Origin of the sequence: [Micrococcus luteus] ATCC 49442 (assembly GCF_010367585.1) — a bacterium.
Classification (GTDB): domain Bacteria; phylum Actinomycetota; class Actinomycetes; order Actinomycetales; family Micrococcaceae; genus Arthrobacter; species Arthrobacter luteus_A.
Window position 1 is genome coordinate 3794595 of the sequence record NZ_JAAAXP010000001.1, and the last position, 25231, is coordinate 3819825.

The 25231-nt window shown below is 62.1% G+C and carries 16 protein-coding genes and 1 pseudogene; 6 read left to right on the plus strand and 11 right to left on the minus strand.

Annotated elements, in window-relative coordinates; all coding sequences use genetic code 11:
- Window positions 1–24 precede the first annotated feature (24 nt).
- From GUV69_RS17320 to GUV69_RS17330, 3 genes are read right to left on the minus strand one after another with little or no spacing between them, the layout of a single operon-like run.
- Window positions 25–1290 carry an ArgE/DapE family deacylase gene (locus tag GUV69_RS17320; protein WP_164204679.1) on the minus strand — a complete coding sequence of 422 codons (1266 nt, stop codon included), beginning with the start codon at window positions 1288–1290 and terminating at the stop codon, window positions 25–27.
- An 8-nt stretch (window positions 1291–1298) separates the two neighbouring features.
- Window positions 1299–2624: an MFS transporter gene (locus GUV69_RS17325; protein WP_164204681.1), complete on the minus strand. Its 1326-nt coding sequence runs from the start codon at window positions 2622–2624 to the stop codon at window positions 1299–1301.
- Window positions 2625–2626: 2 nt separating this feature from the next.
- Window positions 2627–4315, minus strand: a complete 1689-nt coding sequence (locus GUV69_RS17330) for an amidohydrolase (protein WP_164204683.1) — start codon at window positions 4313–4315, stop codon at window positions 2627–2629.
- Window positions 4316–4440: 125 nt separating this feature from the next.
- Between GUV69_RS17330 and GUV69_RS17335 the strand changes: the two genes are divergently transcribed.
- The 3 genes from GUV69_RS17335 to GUV69_RS17345 all read left to right on the plus strand — a co-directional run bounded on the left by GUV69_RS17335 (window position 4441) and on the right by GUV69_RS17345 (window position 9553).
- On the plus strand, window positions 4441–5640 hold the full coding sequence (locus GUV69_RS17335; RefSeq protein WP_164204686.1) for a PucR family transcriptional regulator: 1200 nt from the start codon (window positions 4441–4443) through the stop codon (window positions 5638–5640).
- Between the two features lie 107 nt (window positions 5641–5747).
- Window positions 5748–7496 carry an ABC transporter ATP-binding protein gene (locus GUV69_RS17340; RefSeq protein ID WP_164204688.1) on the plus strand — a complete coding sequence of 583 codons (1749 nt, stop codon included), beginning with the start codon at window positions 5748–5750 and terminating at the stop codon, window positions 7494–7496.
- Window positions 7493–9553, plus strand: a complete 2061-nt coding sequence (locus GUV69_RS17345; RefSeq protein WP_280113761.1) for an ABC transporter ATP-binding protein — start codon at window positions 7493–7495, stop codon at window positions 9551–9553. Before GUV69_RS17340 ends, GUV69_RS17345 begins: the two co-directional genes overlap by 4 nt.
- A 70-nt stretch (window positions 9554–9623) precedes the next feature.
- Here the strand turns inward: GUV69_RS17345 and GUV69_RS17350 are convergent, their stop codons facing one another.
- The 3 genes from GUV69_RS17350 to GUV69_RS17360 are packed head-to-tail and all read right to left on the minus strand — an operon-like array spanning window position 9624 to window position 12894.
- Window positions 9624–10739 carry a threonine aldolase family protein gene (locus tag GUV69_RS17350; protein ID WP_164204690.1) on the minus strand — a complete coding sequence of 372 codons (1116 nt, stop codon included), beginning with the start codon at window positions 10737–10739 and terminating at the stop codon, window positions 9624–9626.
- Window positions 10736–11494 (minus strand): SDR family NAD(P)-dependent oxidoreductase, encoded by a 759-nt coding sequence (locus GUV69_RS17355; protein ID WP_164204692.1) that lies wholly within the window; start codon window positions 11492–11494, stop codon window positions 10736–10738. Before GUV69_RS17355 ends, GUV69_RS17350 begins: the two co-directional genes overlap by 4 nt.
- The gene (locus GUV69_RS17360) at window positions 11491–12894 is read right to left on the minus strand and encodes a DUF6421 family protein (RefSeq protein WP_164204694.1); all 1404 of its coding nucleotides are present in this window, start codon (window positions 12892–12894) and stop codon (window positions 11491–11493) included. The genes GUV69_RS17355 and GUV69_RS17360 overlap by 4 nt, the downstream gene beginning before the upstream one ends.
- Before the next feature lie 487 nt (window positions 12895–13381).
- Between GUV69_RS17360 and GUV69_RS17365 the strand changes: the two genes are divergently transcribed.
- Window positions 13382–14965, plus strand: coding sequence for an amino acid permease (locus GUV69_RS17365; protein WP_244292764.1), 1584 nt, complete (start codon window positions 13382–13384; stop codon window positions 14963–14965).
- A 60-nt stretch (window positions 14966–15025) separates the two neighbouring features.
- Here the strand turns inward: GUV69_RS17365 and GUV69_RS17370 are convergent, their stop codons facing one another.
- On the minus strand, window positions 15026–15175 hold the full coding sequence (locus tag GUV69_RS17370; protein WP_164204696.1) for a hypothetical protein: 150 nt from the start codon (window positions 15173–15175) through the stop codon (window positions 15026–15028).
- 272 nt (window positions 15176–15447) lie between these two features.
- Here GUV69_RS17370 and GUV69_RS17375 point away from each other — a divergent pair, with 272 nt between their 5' ends.
- Entirely contained in the window at window positions 15448–17268 is a 1821-nt protein-coding gene (locus tag GUV69_RS17375) for a glycoside hydrolase family 15 protein (protein ID WP_164204698.1), read from the plus strand.
- A gap of 21 nt (window positions 17269–17289) precedes the next feature.
- On the opposite strand, the gene GUV69_RS17380 is transcribed toward GUV69_RS17375, so the two are convergent.
- Window positions 17290–18729, minus strand: a complete 1440-nt coding sequence (locus tag GUV69_RS17380) for a GntR family transcriptional regulator (RefSeq protein ID WP_164204700.1) — start codon at window positions 18727–18729, stop codon at window positions 17290–17292.
- A gap of 372 nt (window positions 18730–19101) precedes the next feature.
- On the opposite strand from GUV69_RS17380, the pseudogene GUV69_RS17385 reads away from it, so the two are divergent.
- Window positions 19102–19716, plus strand: a pseudogene (locus GUV69_RS17385) (ABC transporter ATP-binding protein); the annotation flags it as partial.
- A gap of 74 nt (window positions 19717–19790) precedes the next feature.
- Here GUV69_RS17385 and GUV69_RS17390 read toward each other — a convergent pair.
- From GUV69_RS17390 to GUV69_RS17400, 3 genes are all read right to left on the minus strand, one after another.
- A complete protein-coding gene (locus GUV69_RS17390; RefSeq protein WP_164204702.1) occupies window positions 19791–21113 on the minus strand; it encodes an ISL3 family transposase in 1323 nt (440 codons plus the stop codon).
- A gap of 168 nt (window positions 21114–21281) precedes the next feature.
- Window positions 21282–23027 (minus strand): ATP-dependent nuclease, encoded by a 1746-nt coding sequence (locus tag GUV69_RS17395; RefSeq protein WP_164204704.1) that lies wholly within the window; start codon window positions 23025–23027, stop codon window positions 21282–21284.
- A 79-nt stretch (window positions 23028–23106) separates the two neighbouring features.
- Complete coding sequence (locus GUV69_RS17400) at window positions 23107–24864, minus strand: AAA family ATPase (protein ID WP_164204706.1); 1758 nt, start codon at window positions 24862–24864, stop codon at window positions 23107–23109.
- Window positions 24865–25231 lie beyond the last annotated feature (367 nt).

The following is a 25231-nucleotide window of genomic DNA, read 5'->3' on the forward strand; positions in this document are numbered from 1 at the left end:
CGCCTTCAGTGTTCCTGTGAGGCGTTACACGGTTTCGGTTACACCGCACCAGTCCGCGATGAACAGGGCGATCGCCTTGGTCACCTTACGTACGGATTCGATATGCACGCGTTCATCGAATCCATGGATCGCCTCCGACACGGGCCCGTAGACCAGCGCCGGGATTCCCCCGTAGAGGGCGAACACCCGCCCGTCGAGATATCCAGGTGTCGTGAAGCTCTGCAGGGCGGAACCGAAGACCTCCTGGTGCGCGGAGGCCAACACCGATTCGGCCTCCGATCCCTCCTCCAGGACGTAGCCCTCGGAGAAGAAGCCCGTCCGCTCGGCCGACACTTCGGCCCCGACCCCGGTATTCCGGAGGCACTCCTGGATCTCGCCCCACACATCAGCGGCGGGGATCCCCGGATATAGGGCCGCACGAACATCGAACTCACACCAGGACGGCACGCTCGAGGGCCAGTCACCGCCGGAAATCATGCCGACATTGACGTTGATCGGGTGATCAATATCCTCGAAGTACCGGTGACTGCCCTTATCGGCGTTCCACTTGGTTTCCAGCTCCCGGAGCGCGCCCATGACGGTGTAGGCAGCATCGATTGCGTTGAAGCCCGACGCCATCTCCCGTACATGGGTTGGCTGGCCGGATACACGCACCCGGAACCAGATCACCCCCACGTTTGCCCGCACCAGCATGTTCTCTTCGGGCTCAGGGATGACGACGGCATCCGCTGTGTAGCCGCGCTGCAGCGCAGCCAGCGACCCGTTGCCCGTGCACTCCTCCTCCACAACGGACTGAATGTGGATGGTCGCTGCCGGCGCAAGCCCGGCAGCACGGATGGCGTCGAACGCAAAGACGTTGGCTGCGAGACCGGCCTTCATGTCACCGGCACCCCGCCCGTACATCCAGCCGTCCTTGACCTCGGCATCCCACGGGCTGCGTTCCCAGGTCTCCTCAGGTCCGGTGGGAACAACATCGATGTGCCCGTTAAGAATCAACGACCTGCCCGTCTCCTCCGCCGGAGTGTAGGTGCCCACCACGTTGGTGAGGTCCTGGAAGTCAACCGTGCAGGGACCGTAGCCCACGTGCGCGGCGAGAGCTTCGCCGTCGAGCGTCCATCGGTCCATGGCAAGCCCGCGGGACCCGAGCTCAGCGAACATGAAGTCCTGGGCGGTGGACTCGGCGGCCCTCAGCGAGGGATGCCGGACCAGCTCGGCCGTGAACTCGAGCTGTCGGTCGAAGGCTGCATCAACGGCGTCGGTAATCCGACGCGCTGTTTCTGAATTCAGCATGGCGCTCCTTACCGTACGATCGCTTTGTCCTTGACGCGGAGGCGCTCGCCGAAGAACCCGCCGGCAGCGGTAATCAGCGACACGACAATCAGCAGCAGGGAAGCGGTCCAGGACGCTCCACCGGACACACCGAGCAGGGCGACGGCGATCAGCGGCAGGAACCCGCTCAGGGCACCGGCCAGGTTGTAGCCCAAAGCGACACCGCTGTAGCGCAGCTGGGGCGGGAACATCTCGGTCAGCAGGGCTCCGGTGACCGAGTAGGCCACGGAAAGCAGCGCGATGCCGAGAGTGACGGCGAGGATGATGGCTGCTGGGTTGCGTGTGTCGATCATCCAGAAAAGCGGGAAAGCTGCGGCCGCAGTGACGAGGCCTCCTATGAAGGTCATCCGTCCCGGTCCAACCTTCTCGCTGATACGGCCAATGACCAGGATGACTCCAATCTGCACAACGGCGGCGATCAGGGTTGCGTTGACCATAAGTCCGCGGTCCATGCCCAGAGTGGTGGTGCCATAGCTGATAACGAAGGTGGTCATGATGTAGAACCCGCCAACGCCGAGGAAAGCGGCCGCGATGGCAACGATCAGCCGGCCCCAGGCCTGGCGGAAGACATCAATCGCCGGGATCTTGGCGCGCTCTTCCAGCTTGACCAGTTCGTTGAAGATGGGCGATTCCTCGACCTTCAACCGGATGTACAGTGCGATCAGAAGCAGCGGGAAGGCTGCCAGGAACGGCAGGCGCCAGCCCCACGAATCAAAGACCTCCGCGGGCATGAGCAGAACCAGGGCGAACGCACCGGAGGACATCAGCGTGCCGACCGGGGAACCAACCTGGACGAGCGCTGCATACCGGCCGCGCTTCTCAATCGGGGCATGTTCGACCGCGATGGTCATGGCCCCTCCCCATTCCCCGCCGACCGCAAGGCCCTGCACCAGGCGCAGGATGGCAAGCATGATGGGGGCGGCGAGGCCGATGGTGCCGAAATCGGGCAGGACACCGATAAGGCCAGTAGCCACGCCAATCGCGACGATGGTGATCAGCAGTGCTGGCCGGCGTCCTACACGGTCACCGATGTATCCGAACAGGACAGCACCAAGCGGCCGGGCAGCGAAGCCGACGCCGAAGGTAGCGAACGCTGCCAGCGTAGCGGCCGTCGGATCGAGCGACGTGAAGAACAGGCGGTTGAACACAATGGCGGCGGCGGTGCCGAAGAGGAAGTAGTCATACCATTCAAGGGCGGTGCCGACGAAGGCCGCGCGGGCAATTTTGCCCGCGTCGGCTCCGCTGACAACGGGTACGGCCGCTTCCTCTCCCTGGGATGTCTCATGTGGTTGCATGATCAGTCTTCCTGCCTCTCAAGGTGGAACGGGGATGGGACGGTGTTGTGGGTGGTCTGCAATTCACGGAGATAGTCGTGCCCAAATATGCAACTGCCGTCGAGCACAGTCGCCAGCACAGCGATCCGGCCGATCTCTTCGGCAGGCACGTCTGCCGGGTGGGCCGAGAGAAAGACAAAATCGGCGAGTTTTCCCGGTTCCAGCGTCCCTCGGCGGTCCTCCTCGCCTGCGGTCCAGGCGGCGTCGACGGTGTACGCACGCAGGGCAGTCATGGCGTCGACACGTTCCTGGGGGCTGAGTGTTGCGCCGGCGGACGTACGGCGAGTGACCATCGACTGCATGCCGAGCAGCGGTGCACCGGACGCAACCGGGCGGTCTGAGCTGCCGGGAACCCGCACCCCGAGGTCCAAAAAGGATTTGTGGCGGTAGACCCATGCTTCCCGCTTCGCGCCGACGGCAGCCGCCATCGTGTCGCCCACCTCAAAAAGGAAATGCGGCTGCGGAACCGGCGTGATTCCCAACGTCGCGAACCGCGATATCTGGTCGGGCCGCACCATGCCGGCGTGCTCAATGCGGTGCCGCGCTTCGGTCCGTGGCAGCTTCTGCTGCGCAGCCGCGAAGGCGTCCAGGGCGACGTCGACGGCGGAATCTCCGATTGCGTGTGCCGCGACGTTCCAGCCCGAACAGTGGGCGTCCACAATCCGACGTGTGAGCTCCTCAAGGGAGAGCTGGAAACTGCCGGTGCCATGGCCGTGATCGCAGAACGGCTCGGTCACTGCAGCAGTCCGGCCAATGAGGGAACCGTCGATGAAAATCTTCATGGCACCGAGCCGGATCTGGTCGTCGCCGAACCCCGAGGCGATGCCGAGGTCAAGGCCGAAAGTGATCCCGTCGGCAGAATGGGACTGCAGCGGGTGCAGGACATCGCTGGACGCCATCAACTGAACGCGGGTCTTCAGCAGGCCGCGGCGTCGGGCTTCGGCGTAGGCGGCGAGTTCCACGGGGCTGCGGCCAATCCAGCCTGAACCGATGCCTGCCTCCACCACGTGTGTCAGGCCTTCAGAGGCGTAGACCTCGCTCGCCGCGCCGATCGAATCTGCCAGATCCGTCACGGCGTAGGGGACTACCAGCGCGGTAACCAGCTTCTGGGCCTGTTCCTCAAGTAACCCTGTGGGTCCCTCGGGATCCCGGGCAATCATGCCGCCCTCAGGGGTAACAGCTGAACCGTCCAGAATACCCGAGCGTTCAAGCACCTCGGTGTTGACGGTGCACATGTGCCCGGAACGGTGCTTCAGCCAGACCGGACGGCCGGGCGCGGATGGGTCTAGCCCGCTGCGGTGCGGGTGCCCGCCCATTACGGTGTCGTCGTAGCCTGACCCCACCACCCATGCGTCTTCGGGGAGGTCGTGCGCAAACCGGGAAACGGCGTCGTACAACTCGTCAAGGGTCCGGCAGCCGGACAGATCCAACTCGGCCAGGGACTGCCCAAACCACGCCATGTGATTGTGCGAATCGCCAAAGCCCGGGACGACGACGGCGCCAGCGCAGTCGAGCGTGCGGCGCGCCGGGAGGGGAAGGACATCGTCGTCAAAACCGACGATCCGCCCGTGAAGCACCCCCATGGAGTGCGCCGTAGAAGGGGCGTCGGCAAGGGTGAAAATACTGGCGTTTACAAGTTTCAGATCAAGCATGGTCTTCGGGTATGCCTTTCCGGACAGCAGACGCAGCCGCGCAGAACCGGCTCACTCAATGGTGGTCCGGATCACTCCCGTAAACAATGGATGAACACAGTGCAGTCCGGTTTTAGAATGGGCATATGCCCAGCGAAGCGTCCACAGACGCCACACACGCGTCCCATGAGACCGCTCCGCGCTCTGTGGTATCGGATGTGGTAGCCGACTGCCTTGCCGATATCGACCGGATAGCGCACGAGTACCTGCTTGAGGTGGAGAAGATCGAAGGCTACGCGGGCTCCCTGGTGGTCACCCGGGACCTCGAAGAGACAGCCGTTGCGTCGATGGAACTCCTCCTGCGCCTCGTGGGAAACCTTCCCATACCCGACCGGCTGGCCGGGATATCCGATGCCCTCGGCCACCGGCGCGCCCAGCAGGGCCTGCCCCTTGAATCCCTCCTGCGGGCGGTGCGCATGGACTTCCGAGTCCTCTGGACCGCGATGCTGGAGAAAGTTCCCGTCTCGTTCCTGCCGGACTTCACCAAGGACGCGGTGCGTGTCTGGGAAGCGGTCGAGTTCCACACCATCCGCGTGCATTCGGGTTATCTGAACGAGCTAGCCACGATGGCACAGGAGAAAGAGACTCAGCGGGCGTTCCTCCTGTCGCGGCTCATCAACTCGGACGGAAAGGATCCACAACTGCTGGGGCAGGCTGCCCGCGCACTCGGCGTGAAGCCGGAAAGCAACTTCATCGTTGCCGTTGCCGCAGGACATGCGCAGAAGACATTCCGGGCCGGCGTGCTACGCGCCGGCGTCGACCAGTTTCTGCACGAGCGCGACGGCGCGCTGATACTCATTCTTGAGGACGTTCCAGCCCGGGCCGGACGGCAACCGGAAGGGACGCGCACATGGCTTGCCGCAATGGACTGTTTTGTGGCGCCTCCCGCCCGGTCATTGGCCGAAGTGCCTCCCATGCTACGGATCGCACTGGAATCATTACCGGTGGTAACGGCGGACCGTCCCGGTCAGCGAACGGTGCGTGATGCCTGGGGATATGTTGCCGCCAACCGACTGGGTGAATACGGAACCGTTCTGGCGGAGACCGTACTGGGACCGCTCACGGCCATCACTGCCCACGAGAGGGATCGGCTGATCGAGACGGTCCAGGCATACTTTCGTTCCGGGTCGGTGTCCGAAACTGCCGGGGAGCTGTACTGCCACCGCAACACGGTGCTCAACCGGCTCGCCCGGTTCGGGCAACTCACGGGCTTCGACCCCGCCAATCCCCAGGACGCCGCTACAGTGATTGCGGCCTTTCACATTCAGCAGGCGCTCGGCGACTAGCCGTGCGTGCACCCACCCCGCCAGAGAATAACTCCAACTTCCAGCCTCCGGACGTAAACTGACCCTCGCACCACGTTTTGTGGACACTGCGCCAGGTTGGAGCCCGGATGCTCTGGAAACTGCTAGTTGAATACCTGCGGCCGCACCGGCAGCTGCTGATCGCCGTCGTGGTTTTCCAGCTGGCGCAGTCCATCGCGTCCCTCTACCTGCCCACGCTGAACGCGGACATCATCGACGAGGGCGTGGCCAAAGGCGATACCGGCGTCATCCTCAGCCTGGGCGCCCTGATGCTGGGGATCACGCTGCTGCAGATCGTGTGCTCCGTGATCGCCGTGTACTTCGGGGCTAAGGCGGCGATGGGCGCGGGCCGCGACCTGCGAGGCGCCATCTTCACCCGGGTCGGCGAGTTCTCCGAGCAGGAAGTCACAAGGTTCGGCGCGCCCAGCCTGATCACCCGTTCCACCAACGACGTCCAGCAGGTCCAGCAGCTGGTGCTGATGGGCGCCACCATGATGGTGGCCGCCCCCATGCTCGCCATCGGCGGGGTGATCATGGCCGTGCGGCAGGACCTGCAGCTGTCCTGGCTGATCGCCGTGGCCGTGCCCGCCCTCATAATCGGCGTGGGCCTGATCATCATCCGGATGGTGCCGCTGTTCCGGAAGATGCAGAAGCGGATCGACACCGCTAACCGGGTGCTCCGCGAGCAGCTCACCGGCATCCGCGTGGTGCGCGCGTTCGTCCGCGAGGACATCGAGACCGCCCGCTTCGGCCAGGCGAACGACGACGTTACGGACACCGCGCTGCGTGCCGGCCGGCTGATGGCGCTCGCCTTCCCCGTGGTGATGCTGGTGCTGAATGTCTCGTCCGTGGCGGTGATCTGGTTCGGCTCGTTCCGGATCGAGGACGGCTCCATGCAGGTGGGCACCCTGATCGCGTTCCTGAGCTACCTGATGCAGATCCTGATGTCCGTCATGATGGCCACGTTCATGGCGGTGATGATCCCGCGCGCCGCCGTCTCCGCGGACCGGATCGGCGAGGTACTGAACACGAAGTCGAGCGTGCGGCCCCCGCTGCATCCCGTCAGCTCGGCCGCCTCAAAGGACGGGCACCGGCGCGGCCAGCTGGAAATGCGCGACGTCGGATTCGCCTACCCGGGTGCCTATCAGCCCGTCCTGTCCGGGATCAGCTTCACCGCCACGGCAGGGCAGACGACGGCGATCATCGGCAGCACCGGCGCCGGCAAAACCACCTTGGTGAACCTCATGCCGCGGCTGTTCGACGCCACCACCGGCTCGGTCAGGATGGACGGCGTGGACGTGCGCGAGCTGCACCCGGACCTGCTCTGGGGGCACATCGGCCTGGTCCCGCAGCGGCCCTACCTCTTCAGCGGGACCGTCCGCAGCAACCTGCAGTACGGCAAGCCGGACGCCACCGAGGACGAGCTCTGGAAAGCCCTGGAGATCGCCCAGGCGCGCGACTTCGTGGACGAGATGGAGGGCGGACTCGATGCGCCCATCTCCCAGGGCGGCACCAACGTCTCAGGCGGGCAGCGGCAGCGGCTGGCCATCGCCCGGGCCCTGGTGAAACGGCCCGAGCTGTACATCTTCGACGACTCGTTCTCCTCCCTGGACACCGGCACCGACGCCCGGCTCCGCCAGGCCCTCAAGCGCAGCACCGCCGGCGCCACGCTGGTGATCATCGCCCAGCGCGTCTCCAGCATCGTGGACGCGGACCAGATCTTAGTTCTCGACGACGGGCGGATCGTCGCGCGCGGAACGCACGCGCAGCTGCTGGAAACCTCGGAGACGTACCGCGAGATCGTCTCCTCCCAGCTGGCAGCGGAGGAGACGGTATGAGCACGCCGCACCGGCCGACGTCGGGCGCTGCTTCCGGGAACAGCGCCGGTCCCAGCCCTGCCGCCCCCGCCGGCACCGCACCCGCCTCCAAAACCGCGACTGCCGACGTCGTACGCATTCCGCGTCCGGCACGCGGACCCGGACAGGGCGGACCGTTCGGCGGGATGAACATCCCGGCGGAGAAGGCGATGAACTTCTGGCCGTCGGCCAAGCGGCTGCTGGGCACGCTGCGGCCGGAGCGCGCGTGGCTGCTGCTGGTGCTGGTGACGGGCATTGCCAGCGTGGCGCTCTCGGTGATCGGGCCGCGGCTGCTCGGGGAGGGCACCAACCTGATTTTCGCCGGGGTGGTGTCGCGCGAGCTGCCCGCCGGGGTGAGCAAGGCGGAGCTGATCGCGCAGCTGCGGGCCGCGGGGGAGAACCAGAAGGCGGACATGCTCACGCCCATGGCGCTGACGCCGGGGGAGGGGATCGACTTCGCGGCGCTGTCCAGCGTGCTGCTGTGGGCGCTGGTGCTGTATGTGCTGGCGTCGGCGTTTATGTGGGTGCAGGCGTATGTGCTGAACGGGGTGGTGCAGCGGACGGTGTTCGGGCTGCGGGAGGAGATCGAGGCGAAGATCCACAGGCTGCCGCTGCGGTATTTCGACTCGATCCAGCGCGGCGAGCTGCTGAGCCGGGTCACGAACGACGTCGATAACGTGTCCCAGAGCCTGCAGCAGTCCATCAGCCAGGCGGTCACGTCGGTGCTGACCGTGGTGGGTGTGCTGGTGATGATGGTGATCCTTTCGCCCACACTGGCGCTGATCGCCCTTGTGACGGTGCCGCTGACGCTTGGGATCACGGCGCTGATCGCCAAGCGCTCGCAGAAACTGTTTGTGGCGCAGTGGAAGCACACAGGCGAGCTGAACGGGCAGATCGAGGAGACATACACCGGGCATGCGCTGGTGAAGGTGTTCGGCCGGCAGCGCGAGGTGGAGGAACGTTTCCGGCAGAAGAACGTGGAGCTGTACGACGCGAGCTTCGGGGCGCAGTTCATTTCCGGGCTGATCATGCCGGCCATGACGTTCATCGGGAACCTGGTGTACGTGGGGATCGCGGTGGTGGGCGGCCTGCAGGTGGCGTCCGGAGCCATGCAGCTGGGCGATGTGCAGGCGTTCATCCAGTACTCGCGCCAGTTCACCATGCCGCTGGCGCAGCTGGGGTCCATGGCGAACCTGCTGCAGTCCGGGGTGGCGTCGGCGGAGCGGGTGTTCTCGCTGCTGGATGAGGAGGAGGAGTCGGCGGAGCCTGCGCCTTCTGCGGGTCCGGTGTTTGGGCGGGGGCGGCTGGTGTTTGAATCCGTTTCGTTCTCGTATTCAGCGGACAAGCCGCTGATCTCTTCGTTGTCTCTGGTGGCGGAGCCGGGGCAGACGGTGGCGATCGTGGGGCCCACCGGGGCGGGCAAGACGACTTTGGTGAATCTGATGATGCGGTTCTACGAGCTGGATGCGGGGCGGATAACGCTCGACGGCGTGGACGTCACCTCGGTGCCGCGGCGGGAGCTGCGCTCGCGGCTGGGGATGGTGCTGCAGGATACGTGGCTGTTCGGCGGGACCATCCGGGACAACATTGCGTACGGCCGGCCTTCGGCTACCGAGGACGAGATTTTGGAGGCGGCGCGGGCAACGTACGTGGACCGGTTCGTGCGGTCCCTGCCGGAGGGGTATGACACGGTTTTGGAGGACGAGGGTGGCAACGTGTCTGCGGGGGAGAAGCAGCTGCTGACGATTGCCCGGGCGTTCCTGGCCCGGCCGTCCGTTTTGATTTTGGACGAGGCGACGTCTTCGGTGGATACACGGACCGAGGTGCTGGTGCAGAAGGCGATGCGTGCCCTGCGGTCCGACCGGACTTCATTCGTGATTGCGCACCGCCTGTCCACCATCCGCGACGCCGACCTCATCCTGGTGATGGAGGCCGGCCAGATCGTGGAGCAGGGGACACATGCCTCACTGTTGGCAGCTGGCGGGGCTTACGCCCGGCTATACGAGGCTCAGTTCGCGGCTCCCGTGGCGGAGGTTTAAGGAGCGGGCGCGGCCTCGTGAGACCGCGCCCGCTGGAAAACACCGCCACCCGGATGGCAGTTGCGTCTCCTTATTGAGGCGTGTCTTCGGCGGGAGAGCCTAAGGCAGCCTTCACTGCAGCAACGAGAGAGCGGACGTCGGCCTCGGTGGTGTCCCACGAGCACATCCACCGGACTTCCCCGCGGGCCTGGTCCCAGTCGTAGAAGCGGAAGGATTCCCGGACTTTCGCCGCTGCTCCGGCTGGAAGGACGGCAAAGACGCCATTGGACTGAGTTGCTTGCGTCAGCGCGACGCCGTTAATGGCCGAGATTCCTTTGCTGAGAAGTTGAGCCATGTCGTTGGCGTGAGAGGCGGACCGCAGCCACAACCCATCCGTTAGCAGGGCTACGAGTTGCGCAGAGACGAAACGCATCTTTGAGGCCAGCTGCATGTCCATCTTGCGTAGGTATTTCATGCCCGGGTCGGACTGTGAGCCGAGCCAGATAACGGCTTCGCCGAACAGCAGCCCGTTCTTAGTGCCGCCAAAAGACAGGACGTCCACACCGACGTCGGTGGTGAATGCCCGCAAAGGAAGCCCGAGATGTGCAGCGGCGTTGGCCAGCCTTGCTCCGTCCAGGTGCAGTTTCATTCCCTTCGCATGGACGTGTTCAGCGATCCGTTGGATTTCCTCCGGCGTGTAGCAGGTGCCCAGTTCGGTGGTCTGGGTGATCGATACCACCAGCGGTTGCGCCCGGTGCTCGTCTCCCCACCCCCAAGCCTCGGCGTCGATCAATTCCGGGGTGAGTTTGCCGTCCGGCGTGGGGACCGGGAGGAGCTTTATTCCGCCAATCCGTTCCGGGGCGCCGTTTTCGTCGGTATTGATATGCGCTGTTGCTGCGCAGATGACAGCGCCCCAGCGCGGGAGCAGGGCCTGCAGGGCAAGGACATTGGCCCCTGTTCCGTTGAAGACCGGATATGCGGTAGCAGCTGCCCCGAAGTGGGACTTAACCACCTCCTGAAGCGCTGCTGTGTAGACATCCTCGCCGTATGCGGTGACGTGGCCTTCGTTGGCTGCCTGAACTGCTTTGATGATTTCGGGGTGAGCCCCGGCGTAGTTGTCCGAGGCGAAGCCCCGGCGGGTCGGGTCGTGCAGGCGCGTCGACAATAGCTGCCGGACGCCTGCTTTGGAATCAACGCTGACGCTCATGCCGGTAAACCCGCGAACTGGCCGGCAGTGAGGGGCAAGCGCTGCCCGTTGATCAGTTCTGCCTCCAGATCGAAGATCCGCTGTACAGCGTCGGCTAGGACACTGACATCGGTGTAGCCCGGAAATTTCCGTTCCGGCTGGGCTGCGCGCATCCGGTCATCAACCAAAGCCTTGACGACGAGGACCAAGGCGGCTGAGTGCTGGGCGGAGCGGGTGCTTTCATTTCCGCCCTGCAGGCGTCGGAATCCTTCGGCCACGGCCAGGGTCCATGCCTCGGCGGCGGACTTGACGGCGGCGTAGGCGGCGCCGCCCGCTGTCGGCGAGGAGGCGGATTCTGCGGAAACGATGGCCAGGCGGCCCGCAGGGGAGGCAGCCAAATCGTCGTAAAAGACGCGGCTGGTGTTCCTCAGTGTGGTGAGGACGCTGGTGTGCAGGAAGTCCCAGTCCTCATCCGTCTGGCCTGCAATTCCGGTTCCGCCCCGCCACCCGCCTACAAGGTGGATCAGGCCGTCCACGGGACCCAGATCGTTCTGGACAGACGCCTGCAAGCCCTCAACGGCTTGCAGGTCCGCTAGGTTGCAGGCATAGCCCGTGACGTTGTTGTACGCGGCCGCGAGCTCCTGAACCCGGTCCTCAAGGATGTCCACGGCGGCCACGCGTGCCCCTGCCTGCGAAAGGGTGCGGACTACCGCGACGCCTGCGGCGCTTGTGGAACCGGCCACGACGACCGTACGTCCCGAGAGGTCCTGGCTCATGCGCCCGCCTCGCCCTCAGTCTTGACAGGGCTCTTCCCGGTGATTCCGGCAGTTGATGCAATGACCGAGGACATCTTCTTCTCCAGTGCCTCGTAGAACATCGACAGGGGGAATTCGTCATCAAGGATCTGGTCCGTCAGATCCCGGAGAGGACCGTTCAGCGGAAGGGCCTCCGGTCCCTTGGCCCACACGGACGCCGGGTGGGGAGTGAGGGTTTCCGAGACGAGCTCGTAGGCAGCCAGCCAGTGTGCGATCTTCGGCCGGTCAATTGAACGCCAGTAGAGTTCCTCGATGCGGAGACCCAGTTCGATCACCACGCCGGCGACGTCGGCCCAGTCGATGCTCAACTTGCCGTCGGTCCAGTGCAGGACCCGGTGCTGGTGCATCCAGGCGAACAGCAACTGGCCGCCCACGGCGTCGTAGTTGCGGACCCGGTTCCCTGTGATCGCGAAGCGGAAAATGCGGTCGAAGATCACGGCGTACTGGACCAGCTTGGCGTGCTTGCGGGCGTCCTCGGAAGCCGTTTCGTCCCGCTCGATGAGCACGGATTCGCGGAAGGCGGTCAGGTCGCAGCGGAGCTCCTCCAGGGAGTACAGGAAATACGGCATCCGCTGCTTGATCATGAACGGGTCAAAGGGCAGGTCACCGCGCATGTGGGTCCGGTCATGGATCAGGTCCCACATCACGAAGGTCTTCTCCGTGAGGTGCTGGACCTCCAGCAGTTCCGCGGCGTCAGCCGGCAGGTCCAGGGAAGTGATCTCGGCAGCAGCTTTGAGGACGCGACGGAACCGGGCAGCTTCGCGGTCCGCGAAGATGCCTCCCCACGTGAAGGAGGGTGTGCTCCGGACCGCTACGCTCTCGGGGAAGAGAACTGCGGAGTTCGTGTCGTAGCCGGGCGTGAAATCGATGAAGCTGATGGGGACGAACAGCTTGTTGGAGTAGCTTGTTGCCTCCAGGTCAGCCACGAATGAAGGCCAAATGACCTCGATGAGGACGGCCTCGAAGTAGCGGTTGGTGCTGCCGTTCTGCGTGTACATGGGAAACAGAACCAGGTGCGGCAGCCCGTCGATGCGCCACTGCTCGGGGTGGAAGGCTACCAGTGAGTCGAGGAAATCCGGTACGGCGAAGCCCCCGGACGCCCACCGCTGGAAGTCCTGCATGAGCAGGTCAAGGTAGTCCGTGTCGTGGGGGAGGTGGCGGCGCAGATCGTTGAGTGAGTCCGTAATGATGCCGACATTCCGGCGGGCCTGGTCATGGTCAGCGGGTTCCGGGACGGAACCGTCCTGCACTTGAACCTGCTGCAGCCCGACGACGGCTGCCTTCAGAGCCTGCCATTCGGGGAGTGCCTTGAGGTCTTCTGCCCGGACGGTTGTCACTTCAGACGTTGCGATTACAGACATGCTGGTTCCTTCCAGTTGTGGGGATTCCTGAAGAAACTAGCAGTGCATAAGCATTCGTGAAGGGTGATTCGCATATGCATAAGAAATTCTTTTGCTCAGGGAGTCCCCTCGAGTGCGATGCGTGCGTCTGACCTGTGGGTCGAGGGTTTTAAGACAACTCAGGACGGTGCATCACCATCAGCAACCAGTGGTATCCGGACAAGTGGCGCTTCCGCCTGGGCCGGCAGCAGGAAATGTCCCTTTCCTTTCCTCGTTGACGCCATAGCAGGTCGTCAGAGCTGCTTATCCACAGCGGAGCATCAGATCAGCAACTCTTGTCCTCAGGCGGGATTGCGGCCGCCTATGCGTAAGGATCTGGCCGGTTGGACATGCAACATTCGCCGCGCCAAATGTCGCTTCCCTTGCTCGTGTTAGCTTGATCACCATCCTTCCGGCCCGCGGGCTTCGGAAGGCCCCACCTCACCGCAGCTACCTTTTCGGAGGCACCATGGGACTTGGCTCCCACACGCAATTAAGTGATCGGGTTATTGATTTCGACGAAGAGATCAAGCCCGATGGAACACAGGGGTCCTCCCTTGCGATAGCGGCAGATCGCCCTACCGGCGAATCCACCAACGAACTCAAGCGCGGGCTAAACCACCGCCACCTGCAGATGATCGCCATCGGCGGTGCGATCGGTACCGGGCTGTTTGTGGCCTCGGGCAGCACGATTTCCCAGGCGGGTCCCGGCGGTGCGTTGGCAGGTTACGCGCTGGTCGGGCTGATGGTCTTCCTGTTGATGCAGTCACTGGGCGAGATGTCGGCCAAAATTCCGGTTGCCGGTTCGTTCCAGTCCTTTGCCACCCGTTTCGTCTCCCCGTCCTTTGGGTTCGCGATCGGCTGGAACTATTGGTTCAACTGGGCCATCACGGTGGCCGCAGAGCTGGTCGCGGCCGGAATCATCATGGACTTCTGGTTCCCGGGGGTCCCGGGATGGGTGTGGGCCGGGATCTTCCTGCTGGTGCTGACCGGGCTCAATGCCCTCTCGGCCAAGGCCTTTGGTGAGTCGGAGTTCTGGCTCTCACTGATCAAGGTCAGCGCAGTGGTGCTCTTCCTGATCGCCGGCGTGCTGATGATCTTCGGCATCCTCGGGGATAACTCGCCGGGACTGAGCAACTGGGAAAACCGCGATGACGTGTTCCACGGGGGCTGGGTCTCGATCATCTCGGTCTTCATGGTTGCCGGGTTCTCCTTCCAGGGCACCGAGCTTGTCGGTGTCGCCGCCGGCGAAGCGAAGAACCCGCGCCGCGAGGTGCCGAAGGCCATCCGCACTGTCTTCTGGCGCATCATGCTTTTCTACATTGGCGCCATCTTTATCATCGGCTGCCTGATTCCGTTCACCGATCCGAGCCTGCTGGCCTCCGGTGAGTCCGATATCGCATCTTCGCCCTTTACCCTGGTCTTCTCCCGCGCCGGAATCGCCTTCGCGGCCGCCTTGATGAACGCCGTGATCCTGACCGCAATCCTGTCCGCTGGCAACTCCGGACTTTATGCCTCCACCCGGATGCTTTACGCCATGGCCCATGACGGCATGGCTCCCAAGATCTTCGGCCGAACCAATGCGCGTGGTGTGCCGATCGCGGCGTTGCTCGCGACGGCGGCCGTGGGACTCTTCGGGTTCCTCTCCGCGATCGTCGGGCAGGGTGCGGCTTACTCCTGGCTGCTGAACATGTCGGGGCTGTGCGGCTTCATCGTCTGGGCGGGAATCGCGGTTTCCCACTACCGTTTCAGACGCGGCTTCCTGGCCCAGGGAAACAAGGTCAGCGACCTGCCGTACAAAGCATCCCTGTTCCCCATTGGCCCGTTGCTCGCCTTCACCCTGCTCATACTGGTCATCGCGGGGCAGAACTACGAGGCTGTGCTTGCCGGACGGTCCGTGGAGGTGCTTTCCTCCTACATCGGGTTGCCGGTCTTCATCGTTCTATGGCTGGGTCACCGCTACCTCACCAAATCCAAAGTAGTGCCGCTGCTCGAGATGGATCTCACGGCACCTAAGGACGTCGAGGACGAACTTATGGTTGCCACCCGGTAATAAGGCCAGAAGAAGCGAGGCCGGGTGCGAACAGCACCCGGCTCCGCTCCTTCCCATCGATCAACGGCGGGCGCTGCGGCGTTCGCCCGGTAGACACGTAAAGAAGGCGGGCTGCTGGACGGGTGCAAGCGGGACGACGAGCCATTGGCCGCCATAAAATTCCACATACGAATCCGAGGGGCACCGTGCGTAGGCTTCTTCTCGTGTCATGGTGATCAGTCTTTCTCGCTAGGTCATGCGTCGCTGGGATGGGAACTGCTTTTTCCTCTTTCGCCGGAGGTGGGCTTGTCATCCATGGTCCCGTCATCGGGAGGTAGGCGAAACGCTATTTCTGGATGGTTCGAACCACCCCTTTAGGTAGGTAGCATGATCGGGCCCACCATCCCTGACATGGAAGCGGCCGCTGGGACGGTTCCGGGCCGGTCAGGGTGGGCCGAAAACGGGCCTAACCCGGGTGAAAAAATTGTGGTTGAGTGGGGAGCATGGCTTCCCCCATCGAGGATTATGCGTTGCTGTCGGACCTTCAGACCGGGCCTCTTATCGCCCGGGAGGGCAGCGTGGACTGGCTGTGTTTCCCGCGCTTCGACTCGCCGTCGGTGTTTAGCCGGATCCTGGGCACCGAGGAGCATGGCCGCTGGCTGTTGGCCCCCAGTGGAGCCGACGCTGAAGTTGTGGAATGGCGCTATATCGACTCGACCTTTGTGCTCCAAACCGTCTGGAAGACCGGCAGCGGATCTGTCCGGGTCACCGATTTCATGCCGCTGGGCGACAGCGGGTCATCCCTTGTCCGCCGTATCACCGGTGTTGAAGGCAGCGTCGAAATGCGCCAGGAACTGCGGATCCGGCCGGGATATTCAACGGTCCTGCCCTGGATGAGCCGGGTACGCGACCAGGAGCCGACGGCGGCGCCGGTCCTGCTGGCGATGGCCGGTCCGGATGCCCTCGCCCTGAGGGGGCCTCATCTTCCGCACGCCCACGCGCACGGGCACGAGGGAGAGTTCCTTGTTTCGAAGGGCGAGCAGCTTGATTTCGAACTGACGTGGTTCCCCTCGCACCGGCCCCTGCCGCCGGCCACTGACGTGGATGCGGCCCTCGAGGAAGCCACGGACTATTGGAGCCGCTGGGGAAGCCACTGCCGGCAGGACGGCGAATACGGCGGTGCGGTAAAGCGTTCATTGCTGGTGCTGCGGGCCCTGACGCATTTTGAAACGGGGGGTATTGTCGCTGCGCCGACGACCTCCCTTCCCGAGGATTTCGGCGGGCCGCGGAACTGGGACTACCGGTACTGCTGGCTGCGCGATGCGGCCCTGACGCTGGAATCGATGCTGACCCACGGCTACGAAACCGAGGCGCTGCAGTGGCGGAACTGGCTCCTCCGTGCCCTCGCCGGCGATCCCGAGCAGATGCAGATCATGTACGGGGTGGGGGGAGAACGGGAACTCCCTGAACGCGAACTGGCGCACCTGCCCGGCTATGAAGACTCCAAGCCTGTGCGGATCGGAAATGCCGCCGTCTCGCAGTTCCAGGCTGATGTTGTGGGCGAAGTGATGGTGGCATTGGAACGACTGCGCATGGCCGGAGGCAAGGAAGACCATTTCTCCTGGGCCCTTCAGAAGGCACTCCTGGGATTCGTCGAGAAACACATCGATGACAAGGACTTCGGCCTGTGGGAGATGCGCGGCGCCGCGCAGTACTTCACGCACTCACGCGTAATGATGTGGGCTGCCTTCAATTGCGGGATCCGGGCCATCCAGCTCCACGGACTCCCGGGCGATGCCACAAAGTGGGAGAAGCTGCGGGACCGGTTACGGGAAGAGATCATGCGCGAGGGCTTCAACCAGGACATCAATTCCTTTACGCAGACCTATGGCGGAACGCAGACTGATGCGGCCCTGCTCGTGATGCCCCAGGTCGGCTTTCTCCCCTACACGGACAAGCACATGCTCGGCACCGTCGCACGGCTGGAAGAGGAACTCCTGACCGACGACGGCCTGCTGCTGCGCTACCGGACGGAAACGGGCGTTGACGGCCTGGCACCGGGCGAACATCCTTTCCTCGCCTGCTCTTTCTGGCTTGTGGAGCAGTATGCGCGCACAGGCCGGCAGGACGACGCAAAGGTCCTAATGGACAGGCTCGTGGGGTTCGCCAATGAGCTGGGTTTGCTGAGCGAGGAGTACGCAACGGACGAGGACCGGATGGCCGGGAACTTTCCGCAGGCCTTCTCGCACCTGACTCTCGTCCGGGCGGCCGATGCCATGCACGGGGTGGACCGGCTCAGCCTGGCGGTCGACGCGCCCGACTAGCGGGCCGTCGTCGGACGTGTTTTATTCTCCGGTAGGTTCGGCGAGTGGGGTGCCCACAAACAGCCGCCACGGCATGGCGTGGAGCTCTATCTGCTTCCCGGCATATTGTCCGGGCGAGTAGGTGCCCCCCATAAAGCGTCCCGTGTTGGTTGCGATGATCGCATCCTGCTGGTCGACGAGGCACGTATTGGGTGCCAAGGCCCGCAGGTGCGGTTCGAGGTGGCTTTGTATGCCCCGGACCAGGACATCGGCCGCCACGATCCCGACCATTTTCTGGTCCACAAAGACAGCTTTGCTGAAGGTGACGATGTTCTCGTTGCTCCCGTTGGCATCCAGGTACGCATGGCTGATGTGGACGGCTCCGTCGCCGTAGTCCTCGGGCCGCCACGTTGCGGTGCCGCCCTCATAGAGGTCCCAGTCGATCACGAGCCGCTGAAGTGACTGAGGTCCGGCCGGGGCATAGCACCACGCCGCGCCCGCAGGGCCGAATGCGGTGTCAGGCAGGAAGCCCGCTCCGTACAGCAGCGGGACGGCCCCTTCGAGAGTCCGCCGCGACGCGTCGTAGATGGCGTCCAGGTCAGAGCTGCCGCCCTGCCGCTTCGACTCGAGCTGGACGCGCACCGCGTCTTCAATCGCACGGATCGAGGTTGTGGCCGTGTCCGCCAGCAGCTCCACGAAGGATTCGATCAGCGCGACTTCGCGTTTTTCCTTTGCAGGATCGGTAAAGGCGTCTTTCCGGGATGCATCCACGCTCATGCGCAGGTCGAGTACCCGGTTCATGTCCGCACGGACGTGATCTTCGGCCAGAGCGCGGGCACGTGTCCCGTCACCGGACCGGATCGCCTCGACGATGGCGGCATGTTCTGATGCCGCGTTCCCGTATCCGGCGGGGGCAGCCCAGATCAGTGGCCCCACCTGGGCCTGCATCGTCATTTCCTCGCGGGTGAGCCGTACGGAGCCTGAGCTGGCGGCAAGTTCGATGTGGAACCGGCTGTCGTCGCGGATCGCCTGTGCAGAATCCTCAGCCAAATCGATCTTCGCAGCCATGGATGCCAGACGTGCAAGGGAAAGCCGTCCGCTGCGCTCCGCTGCGGCAGCGGCTGCGGAGCCTGCCAGGAAGGCCCAGTAGTCGCGGATGTCGCGAAGGTCGTCGAGGGAGTAGGTCATGACCGATTCGCGCTCGGCCTTGATGATGTCGCCGGTGCTGGCTTTGACGAAGCTTCCGCCGCCCTTGCCCCGCCGCGTCTCGAGCAGGCCGCGCCCCCGCAGCTCGGCCAGCGCCGAGCGGAGAGTCAGTGTGGAGACGCCCATCTTGGCTGCCAGCTCGTTTTCGCTGGGCAGCTGGGTCCCGTCTTCTAGAACGCCGAGCTCGATGGCGTACCTGAGGCGCCTCCCCACCTCTTCCCCCCGGTCAAAGGTGGCCAAGGGGGCGAAGGCGAGCTGCTCTCTCCACGTGTTCATGGACGGGTTGCTCCTTCGTCAGGCGTGCTCGGCTGCGCCACCTCCATTCTCTAACCTTTAACATCAAATGTCTATTGACATGTAACGTTAAAGGTCTAAGACTTATAGCAGACAAGGAGATGTGGACATCTCCCTCAACTGGGGTTTGAAAGGGATTGATCAGCATGACACGTGAAGAAGCCTATGCAGGTTGCCCTTCCGACTCGTACGTGGAGTTCTACGGAGGCCAGTGGCTTGTGGTCCCGCTCGCGCCGGTTGAGCAGCCCTCCTTCTTCACCTGCCTGCCCCGCAGCAGGCGCGGCGCTCGGCACTAGGTTGGGCGTCTAAGCAGCCTGTCAGCCGGTAGGCCTCCAAGAGCCGTCTCCGCCGGACACCACGTTGGTGAATTTGATGATGCGGTTCTATGAGATTGATGCGGGGCGGATAACGCTCGACGGCGTGGACATCAGCTCGGTGCCGCGGCGTGAGCTGCGCTCGCGGCTGGGGATGGTGTTGCAGGATACGTGGCTGTTCGGCGGGACCATTCGGGACAACATTGCGTACGGCCGGCCTTCGGCTACTGAATCCAAAATCCTGGAAGCCGCGCGGGCGACGTATGTTGACCGGTTCGTGCGGTCCCTGCCGGAGGGGTATGACACGGTTTTGGAGGACGAGGGCTTTAATGTCTCCGCCGGGGACAAGCAGTTGCTGACGATTGCCCGAGCATTCCTGGCCCGTCCGTCTGTGCTGATTTAGGGATGAGGCGACGTCTTCGGTGGATACCCGGACCGAGGTGCTGGTGCAGAAGGCGATGAGTGCGCAGCGGTCGGACCGGACCTCGTTTGTGATTGCGCACCGGCTGTCCACGATCCGCGACGCCGACCTCATCCTGGTGATGGAGGCCGGCCAGATCGTGGAGCAGGGCACGCACGCTTCGCTGCTGGCCGCCGGCGGGGCTAAGCGCGGTTGTACGAGGCGCAGTTCGCGGCTCCTGTGGCGGAAGTGTGATTCGAATCGACGGCTCCTGTTGAATCTTGGCTGAGCAGGTTCTAGCCGTCATTGGATAATATGGGCCTTCGCATTTAGGCATGGTTGGTTTGTTTGATCCGGTAGGGCCGATGGCCGCCGGCGGCGAGTAGGCATCTGAGTCGGTAGTTGGTGAAGTTTCGGAAGCCTCTGGCGATGCGGCGGGTGGTTTCGATGACGCCGTTAATCGCTTCGGTAGGCCCGTTGGAGGCGCCGTTTGTGTCGAAGTAGGCCAGGATCGCCGTCTTCCACTGTTTGAGGGTCCGGCCGAGACGGGCGACTTCCGGGATCGGGCAAGTCGGGAAGGACCCAATGACCTCGTTGACAAGTTCCCTGCCCCGCTCCGGACGGGCGTGGTAGATGTTCCGGAGCTTCTGGTAGCACTGCCAGGCGAGTGTGACTTCATGGTCAGGGTCCCCGAGAGCGAGTTTCGCGTCCAGCCGCGCGGATTGCTTGTCGGAGAGATGTTCCGCTCCGATCTGTAGGGTCCTGCGGATGCCGTAGAGCGGATCTCCCTTGCGTCCGCGGTGCCCGAGTGTGTCCTGCTGGACGCGGCGGCGGACCTCATCGACCATGGCCGATCCGAGTTTGACGACGTGGAAAGCGTCCAAGACCGTGATGGCTTCGGGTAGTTCGTCGCGGATGGCGTTGGCGTAGCCGCGGAAGGGATCCAGCGCGGCGGTCTTGATCCCGTCGGTGAACCCGGTGCCGCGGTCTTTGAGCCAGTCGGCGTAGGCCTTCCCGGATCGTCCCGGAACGAGGTCCAGCAGCCGGGCGTGGACCAGACCGTGGGCGTCGCGGGTATGGTCCACGATTCCGGTGACCATGCCGGTTCCGGGCGGGCCGGTGTGGGACCAGACATGCTCATCGACGCCGAGCGCATTCACCCCTTTCAGCCTGTCGGCCGCCGCGGTGCGTCGGGTGGCTTCTGCCTTGATCGCGTCCCAGGCTGTGTGCCAGGAGACCCCGAGCTGGTGAGCCAGGGCGGAGACCGAGGTGTCGAAACACTGCAGCGCGTCGGTCGCCCACCCAACAGCCCGGGCGGTGAGTTTCGCCCGAGGTCCGGCCAGCGGGTGGTCCTCGGTGAATGTGGTCCTCGGGCAGCCTGTGTCAGGGCAGCGCCAGACACGCTTGGCCCACAACAGCCGCACCGGCCTGCCGAAACAAGGAATGTCATGAAGGAGGACCTGGCGCCGTCCGTGGCCAACCGCGACGACGCCGCACTCCGGACAACCCGTGACTTCCTCGCCGGTTTCAACGCCAAGAACCAGGCCGGTCCCGGTGGTCATGACAGTACTGACGTGGATGCCGTCGACACCGAGCAGCGCATCAGCCCGCGTGCACCAGCGGCCATCGGAACAAGACATAGAGTTATTCATGTCAGGGTCTCTTTTGGTATTGGTTTGCTTGGTCGCTACCAATTCAAAGAGGCCCTGACCTCTTTCCCGCCGCACCATGCCGCACCGGAAACCGCCCTACCCGCGGCACCAGTCTCAGACCGCCCTAACCACGCTCATCTGCGAAGAGCCGATAATATTTCTGGTGGATTAGTTTGGTCTCGCTGCTTTCGCCATAATGGGAAGCTGGGTCCGAATCTTTCTATATGAACGCGGAAGCTTGCCCGTAGGTACTCCGGTGCAAGCTTTCAAGAGATACGCCTGATCTTTCAGTGCATCTTTCTTGCTGAGTAGATTAATCTCCGTCCGATCATCGCCGTCCAGGCCCGTCATATCATAGAGCCGTTCGCGTGCCGTTGGGGTTGCCACAAGGTCGATCTCAAGAGAATATTGAAAGCAAAAAAAGTTGGCGCTCAGCAGTATTTCCATGGCGTTGGTGTGATGATTCACCAAGGCATCCAAGAGTGCCTCACGTTCTTTTGGACTTGGGAACAAAATAGGGAGCAGGCTCTTGCTTTTCAACGTGGGGCTATAGGTGGGGTACCCCTTAGAGTTCAGGCTCTTCTTTCGCTCGTTATTGTTACTGTACGGAACGAAGTAGTCCTTATCAACGACAAAGGCGGCCGGGATCTGCAGTGTCTTTAGGAGATGAAACATATGTGGGAGGGAGGGTATCCCGTCAATAGAAAAAATCGTCATCCCTATTTCCTCTAAAGAAACATCTGCTTCGCGAAGTACTTGCTCAATGACATTTGAGTCAATAGGGCTCTCAGTAACGACCACAAAATCCGCAAACAGGAATTGGGAGTTCTTTCGCCTGTGGAACTTGTAGTAGTTATCCCGGTTTAGACCGTGATCTGAGAAGAACGTTGATCCAATTTGGGTAATGTTTACTTCAAGTGCACGTCGCGTAGACTTCTGGCGTCTGCAGAGCACCACTTGTTCATGATCGAGAGTGTCGACTATTGTCGGCGAATGCGTCGTGAACACAACCTGCAAGCCGAGTTTCGACAGGTTGAGCATCAGTTGTTGTTGAGCCTGCGGATGGAGATTCTGTTCCGGTTCTTCGAGGCCAAGAATGTAGTTCTTATTCTCTAACTCTGCTAAGTAGGCGTAAAGAGCGAAAACTGCCATACTTTGCGTGCCACTCCCACTGTCTGCGAGGGGGATGGTCTGACCGCCTTCATTGACAGAAAGTTGAATGTTCTGCAACAGGAGTCGATAGTCTGGTGGGATATTGTAGCCGAGTTCGAATGAGAATGGTCCCCGGAGTGGCGCGATAGTCCTAAGGTGTTTTTGTAAGCCATCGAGTGATCGCGTTTGAAGGTCCTGCGCAACACGCGCAATCTGTGGGCTGCGACGATCTCGAATATGGTTGGAGAGGACCCACTGTTCAATAGCTTTTTCCAGAAGTCCCCCGGAAGAGTCGTGAGCAACCTCATGGTCCCTCCGGATGGGTATCACGGCAAATGACAAATATTTCCGTAACTTGGGGTGAAAATCCGCAGGCATGGCGCTCCATTTTCCGCCGTTCAAACACTCCCACTTTTTTGAAGATGCATACTTTAATCGAGCGCGCACTTCGCCGGTAACGGCATTAGAAATGGGAAGTCCAGACTCCCCAAGACCAGCTAAAGTAACTTCGATAACCGACTGGGACTTGGGCGTGTACCTATGTCGGCCTTCTGCAAAATCGGCCGCTTCGGCATCAAAGTTAAAAAATGCATTCAACGCTCGCAAAACAGATGACTTACCGGATCCATTTTGGCCAACAAGAGCAACGGAATCGCCAAATTCAATATCTGCAGACCCGATAGCCCTGAAGTTTGTTATTTTGAGTCTAGTCAACCGTGGCTTAGTTGCAGCCCCGGTCGCTGGATGCGAGAGTGTTGTCACGATGGTCTCTTTCACTATGAAGCGGTTAAAGTTGGACAGGAGATCACCAAAGGATATTTCAGAAGGGTTGAATGGGCCGTCAATGCATGTCGTTTGAGTCCCGAATGGCTTCAGCAAGCGCCGCTACCTGAGGCCAGAGATCCTCATGCCAGCCGTCCTCGGTTTGGGCTCGTTCGGCAACTGCCCGCGCTACGGTTATCTTGCTGGGTTTAGTCGCGAGTCCATTAAAAGTACTGGCTAGTGGAGAAGAGTGCCGGCTTGACGGAACCCTATACGTTTTCCCGGGGTATTCCGCAGCGATGACGGTTTCAAGTGCCTCTTTTCGGGCGTAGTTCTCCACGGTGTAGCCGTGGGTGACCCATGCCAGTGCATCGATGTCCTTTATCTCCCGGAGGATCCGTCTTTTCGTGTCGTTGAGGTCATCGTCAGGCTGTTTCCGGTCGGAGTCGATCAAGATCGCCAAGTTGCGGTTTATATTTAGCAGCGAGATGAATTCGTCGGTGGCTTTATCGTCCACGGCTAGGTGGTTTAGGAGCGCACCGCCATAGAACATGATGGAATAATGAGCGCCTTCGACTAGATCGGGATGTTTCGTATGGAGCCAGTGGTTCACATAGATTCTGTCGGAGGGCCCTTCCACCCACACCAGGAAGTTTGACTGCACCAGGTCCGATGCCCTATTACCTAAATCGGACACGGCGTGAGCAATTGTTGCCGGCGACGAGGCAGCACGGACAACGCTGAACCCTGAGTCGGAGGTGACATGAGAAATTGAGGCAAGTTCTGCGTTCAGCAGCGCTGCTGAGTGAGTGGAGATAAGGTATCTATTCGTCGTTTCACGATGAAGGTAGGCGATGAGCTTTCGCTGGAGGGTGGGATGGAGATGCAATTCGGGCTCCTCCATGCAGACCAGCGTGTCTTCTATTATCGTTGACACTGCTGCCAGCATCACGACTTCGTGTATTCCTGTTCCCAAAGAGTCCAAGGCCATCGCTTCACCTTGGCTGAAAACCACGTGAATGGTGTCCTGGGATTGCGGTATTTCGACTTCTGCATCCGGATCATCTACCACGTCCCTGACGAAATCTTGGAGCGCTCGAAATTTCGCTTGGTCAGCTTTTCGTGTGGCAATCGAGGGTCTGGCGAGTTTGGCCAGCCGTGGAACTAGACCACGCCCGTTCCTCAGGCCTGTATCGGACCCCTTCGCATCCACTTCAGCGGTTAATTCTCGAATGGCATCGACCCACTCAGTGGCGGGGATGAAGCGCCAAGGCCGCACAGCGTTGAATACATTGTTAAGGTTTGTCTGCGGCTCAGAACTGGAACTGCTCGTCAACTGGCTGCTGTAACCCTGCAGGTGGCTGGTCGAAATGCCCTGCCCTTGACTAGCAGCCGCAGCGTACTGCGTAAGGCTCGGGATCATAGAGAGTGTCGTATCGTTCACCTGGACTAGGTCAAATTCCAGCCAAATGCTACCCTGCGTGCCTGTTGTGTAGGCCTCCCGCTTGAACAACTCATTGAAAGGGTTGTTGGGATTTCCGAGTTGGAAAGCCTGTTTGACGTCTTCGGTCAGAAAAAGGCCAAGAGTTACTGCTCGTTGATACTCCCACGGGAGAGGTGTGTCCTCTCTACGGGGGAACAAGCCGTTCGCTGGCGCTGACCCCGTGTCTCGGAGGTGAGGCAAAACATCGTTCATGACCTTTAGTAAGTTGGATTTACCGACATTGTTTCGTCCGACAACCAAGTGAACTTTTTCCATTGGCCCAACGACTGCAACGTTTTCGCCACCGTAGCTTCTGTATCCTCTGATGCCGAAGCCCGCCCAACTTTCCAGCAAGTCCGCTCCTATCGGCTGTCCCATTGCAATGACTACTCCAGAGCCTAGTCGTTGCCTGTCCAGCTGCTGTAATAACCGCTGCCGAGGCTGAAGAATAAGGCAGCCCACTTTGAGACGGCAGTGGCCCGTGCGGTTCGAGAAGATCAACGGAGCACACCCTAGTTGACCCGAGGCAACTGAACAGGGTAAATCGGGACTCCTATGGACACCATAGGCGGCAGGGGCTTGATCTGTTCAAGCCCCTGCTCACGAAATCAGCATTTATCTCAAATAGCCAGCAATATCCTCTAGGGAGCCGCGCGAGTGTATCGCTAGCACATCCGGCCGGGCGGTTGAGTGGCCAGATTTGGTTTGTGCGGCTCGTCGG

Bases quoted from the DNA above. Each gene is read 5' to 3' on its own strand.
- GUV69_RS17320 (WP_164204679.1), bottom strand. From the start codon at position 1,290: ATGCTGAATTCAGAAACAGCGCGTCGGATTACCGACGCCGTTGATGCA.
- GUV69_RS17325 (WP_164204681.1), bottom strand. From the start codon at position 2,624: ATGCAACCACATGAGACATCCCAGGGAGAGGAAGCGGCCGTACCCGTT.
- GUV69_RS17330 (WP_164204683.1), bottom strand. From the start codon at position 4,315: ATGCTTGATCTGAAACTTGTAAACGCCAGTATTTTCACCCTTGCCGAC.
- GUV69_RS17335 (WP_164204686.1), top strand. From the start codon at position 4,441: ATGCCCAGCGAAGCGTCCACAGACGCCACACACGCGTCCCATGAGACC.
- GUV69_RS17340 (WP_164204688.1), top strand. From the start codon at position 5,748: ATGCTCTGGAAACTGCTAGTTGAATACCTGCGGCCGCACCGGCAGCTG.
- GUV69_RS17345 (WP_280113761.1), top strand. From the start codon at position 7,493: ATGAGCACGCCGCACCGGCCGACGTCGGGCGCTGCTTCCGGGAACAGC.
- GUV69_RS17350 (WP_164204690.1), bottom strand. From the start codon at position 10,739: ATGAGCGTCAGCGTTGATTCCAAAGCAGGCGTCCGGCAGCTATTGTCG.
- GUV69_RS17355 (WP_164204692.1), bottom strand. From the start codon at position 11,494: ATGAGCCAGGACCTCTCGGGACGTACGGTCGTCGTGGCCGGTTCCACA.
- GUV69_RS17360 (WP_164204694.1), bottom strand. From the start codon at position 12,894: ATGTCTGTAATCGCAACGTCTGAAGTGACAACCGTCCGGGCAGAAGAC.
- GUV69_RS17365 (WP_244292764.1), top strand. From the start codon at position 13,382: ATGGGACTTGGCTCCCACACGCAATTAAGTGATCGGGTTATTGATTTC.
- GUV69_RS17370 (WP_164204696.1), bottom strand. From the start codon at position 15,175: ATGACACGAGAAGAAGCCTACGCACGGTGCCCCTCGGATTCGTATGTG.
- GUV69_RS17375 (WP_164204698.1), top strand. From the start codon at position 15,448: ATGGCTTCCCCCATCGAGGATTATGCGTTGCTGTCGGACCTTCAGACC.
- GUV69_RS17380 (WP_164204700.1), bottom strand. From the start codon at position 18,729: ATGAACACGTGGAGAGAGCAGCTCGCCTTCGCCCCCTTGGCCACCTTT.
- GUV69_RS17390 (WP_164204702.1), bottom strand. From the start codon at position 21,113: ATGAATAACTCTATGTCTTGTTCCGATGGCCGCTGGTGCACGCGGGCT.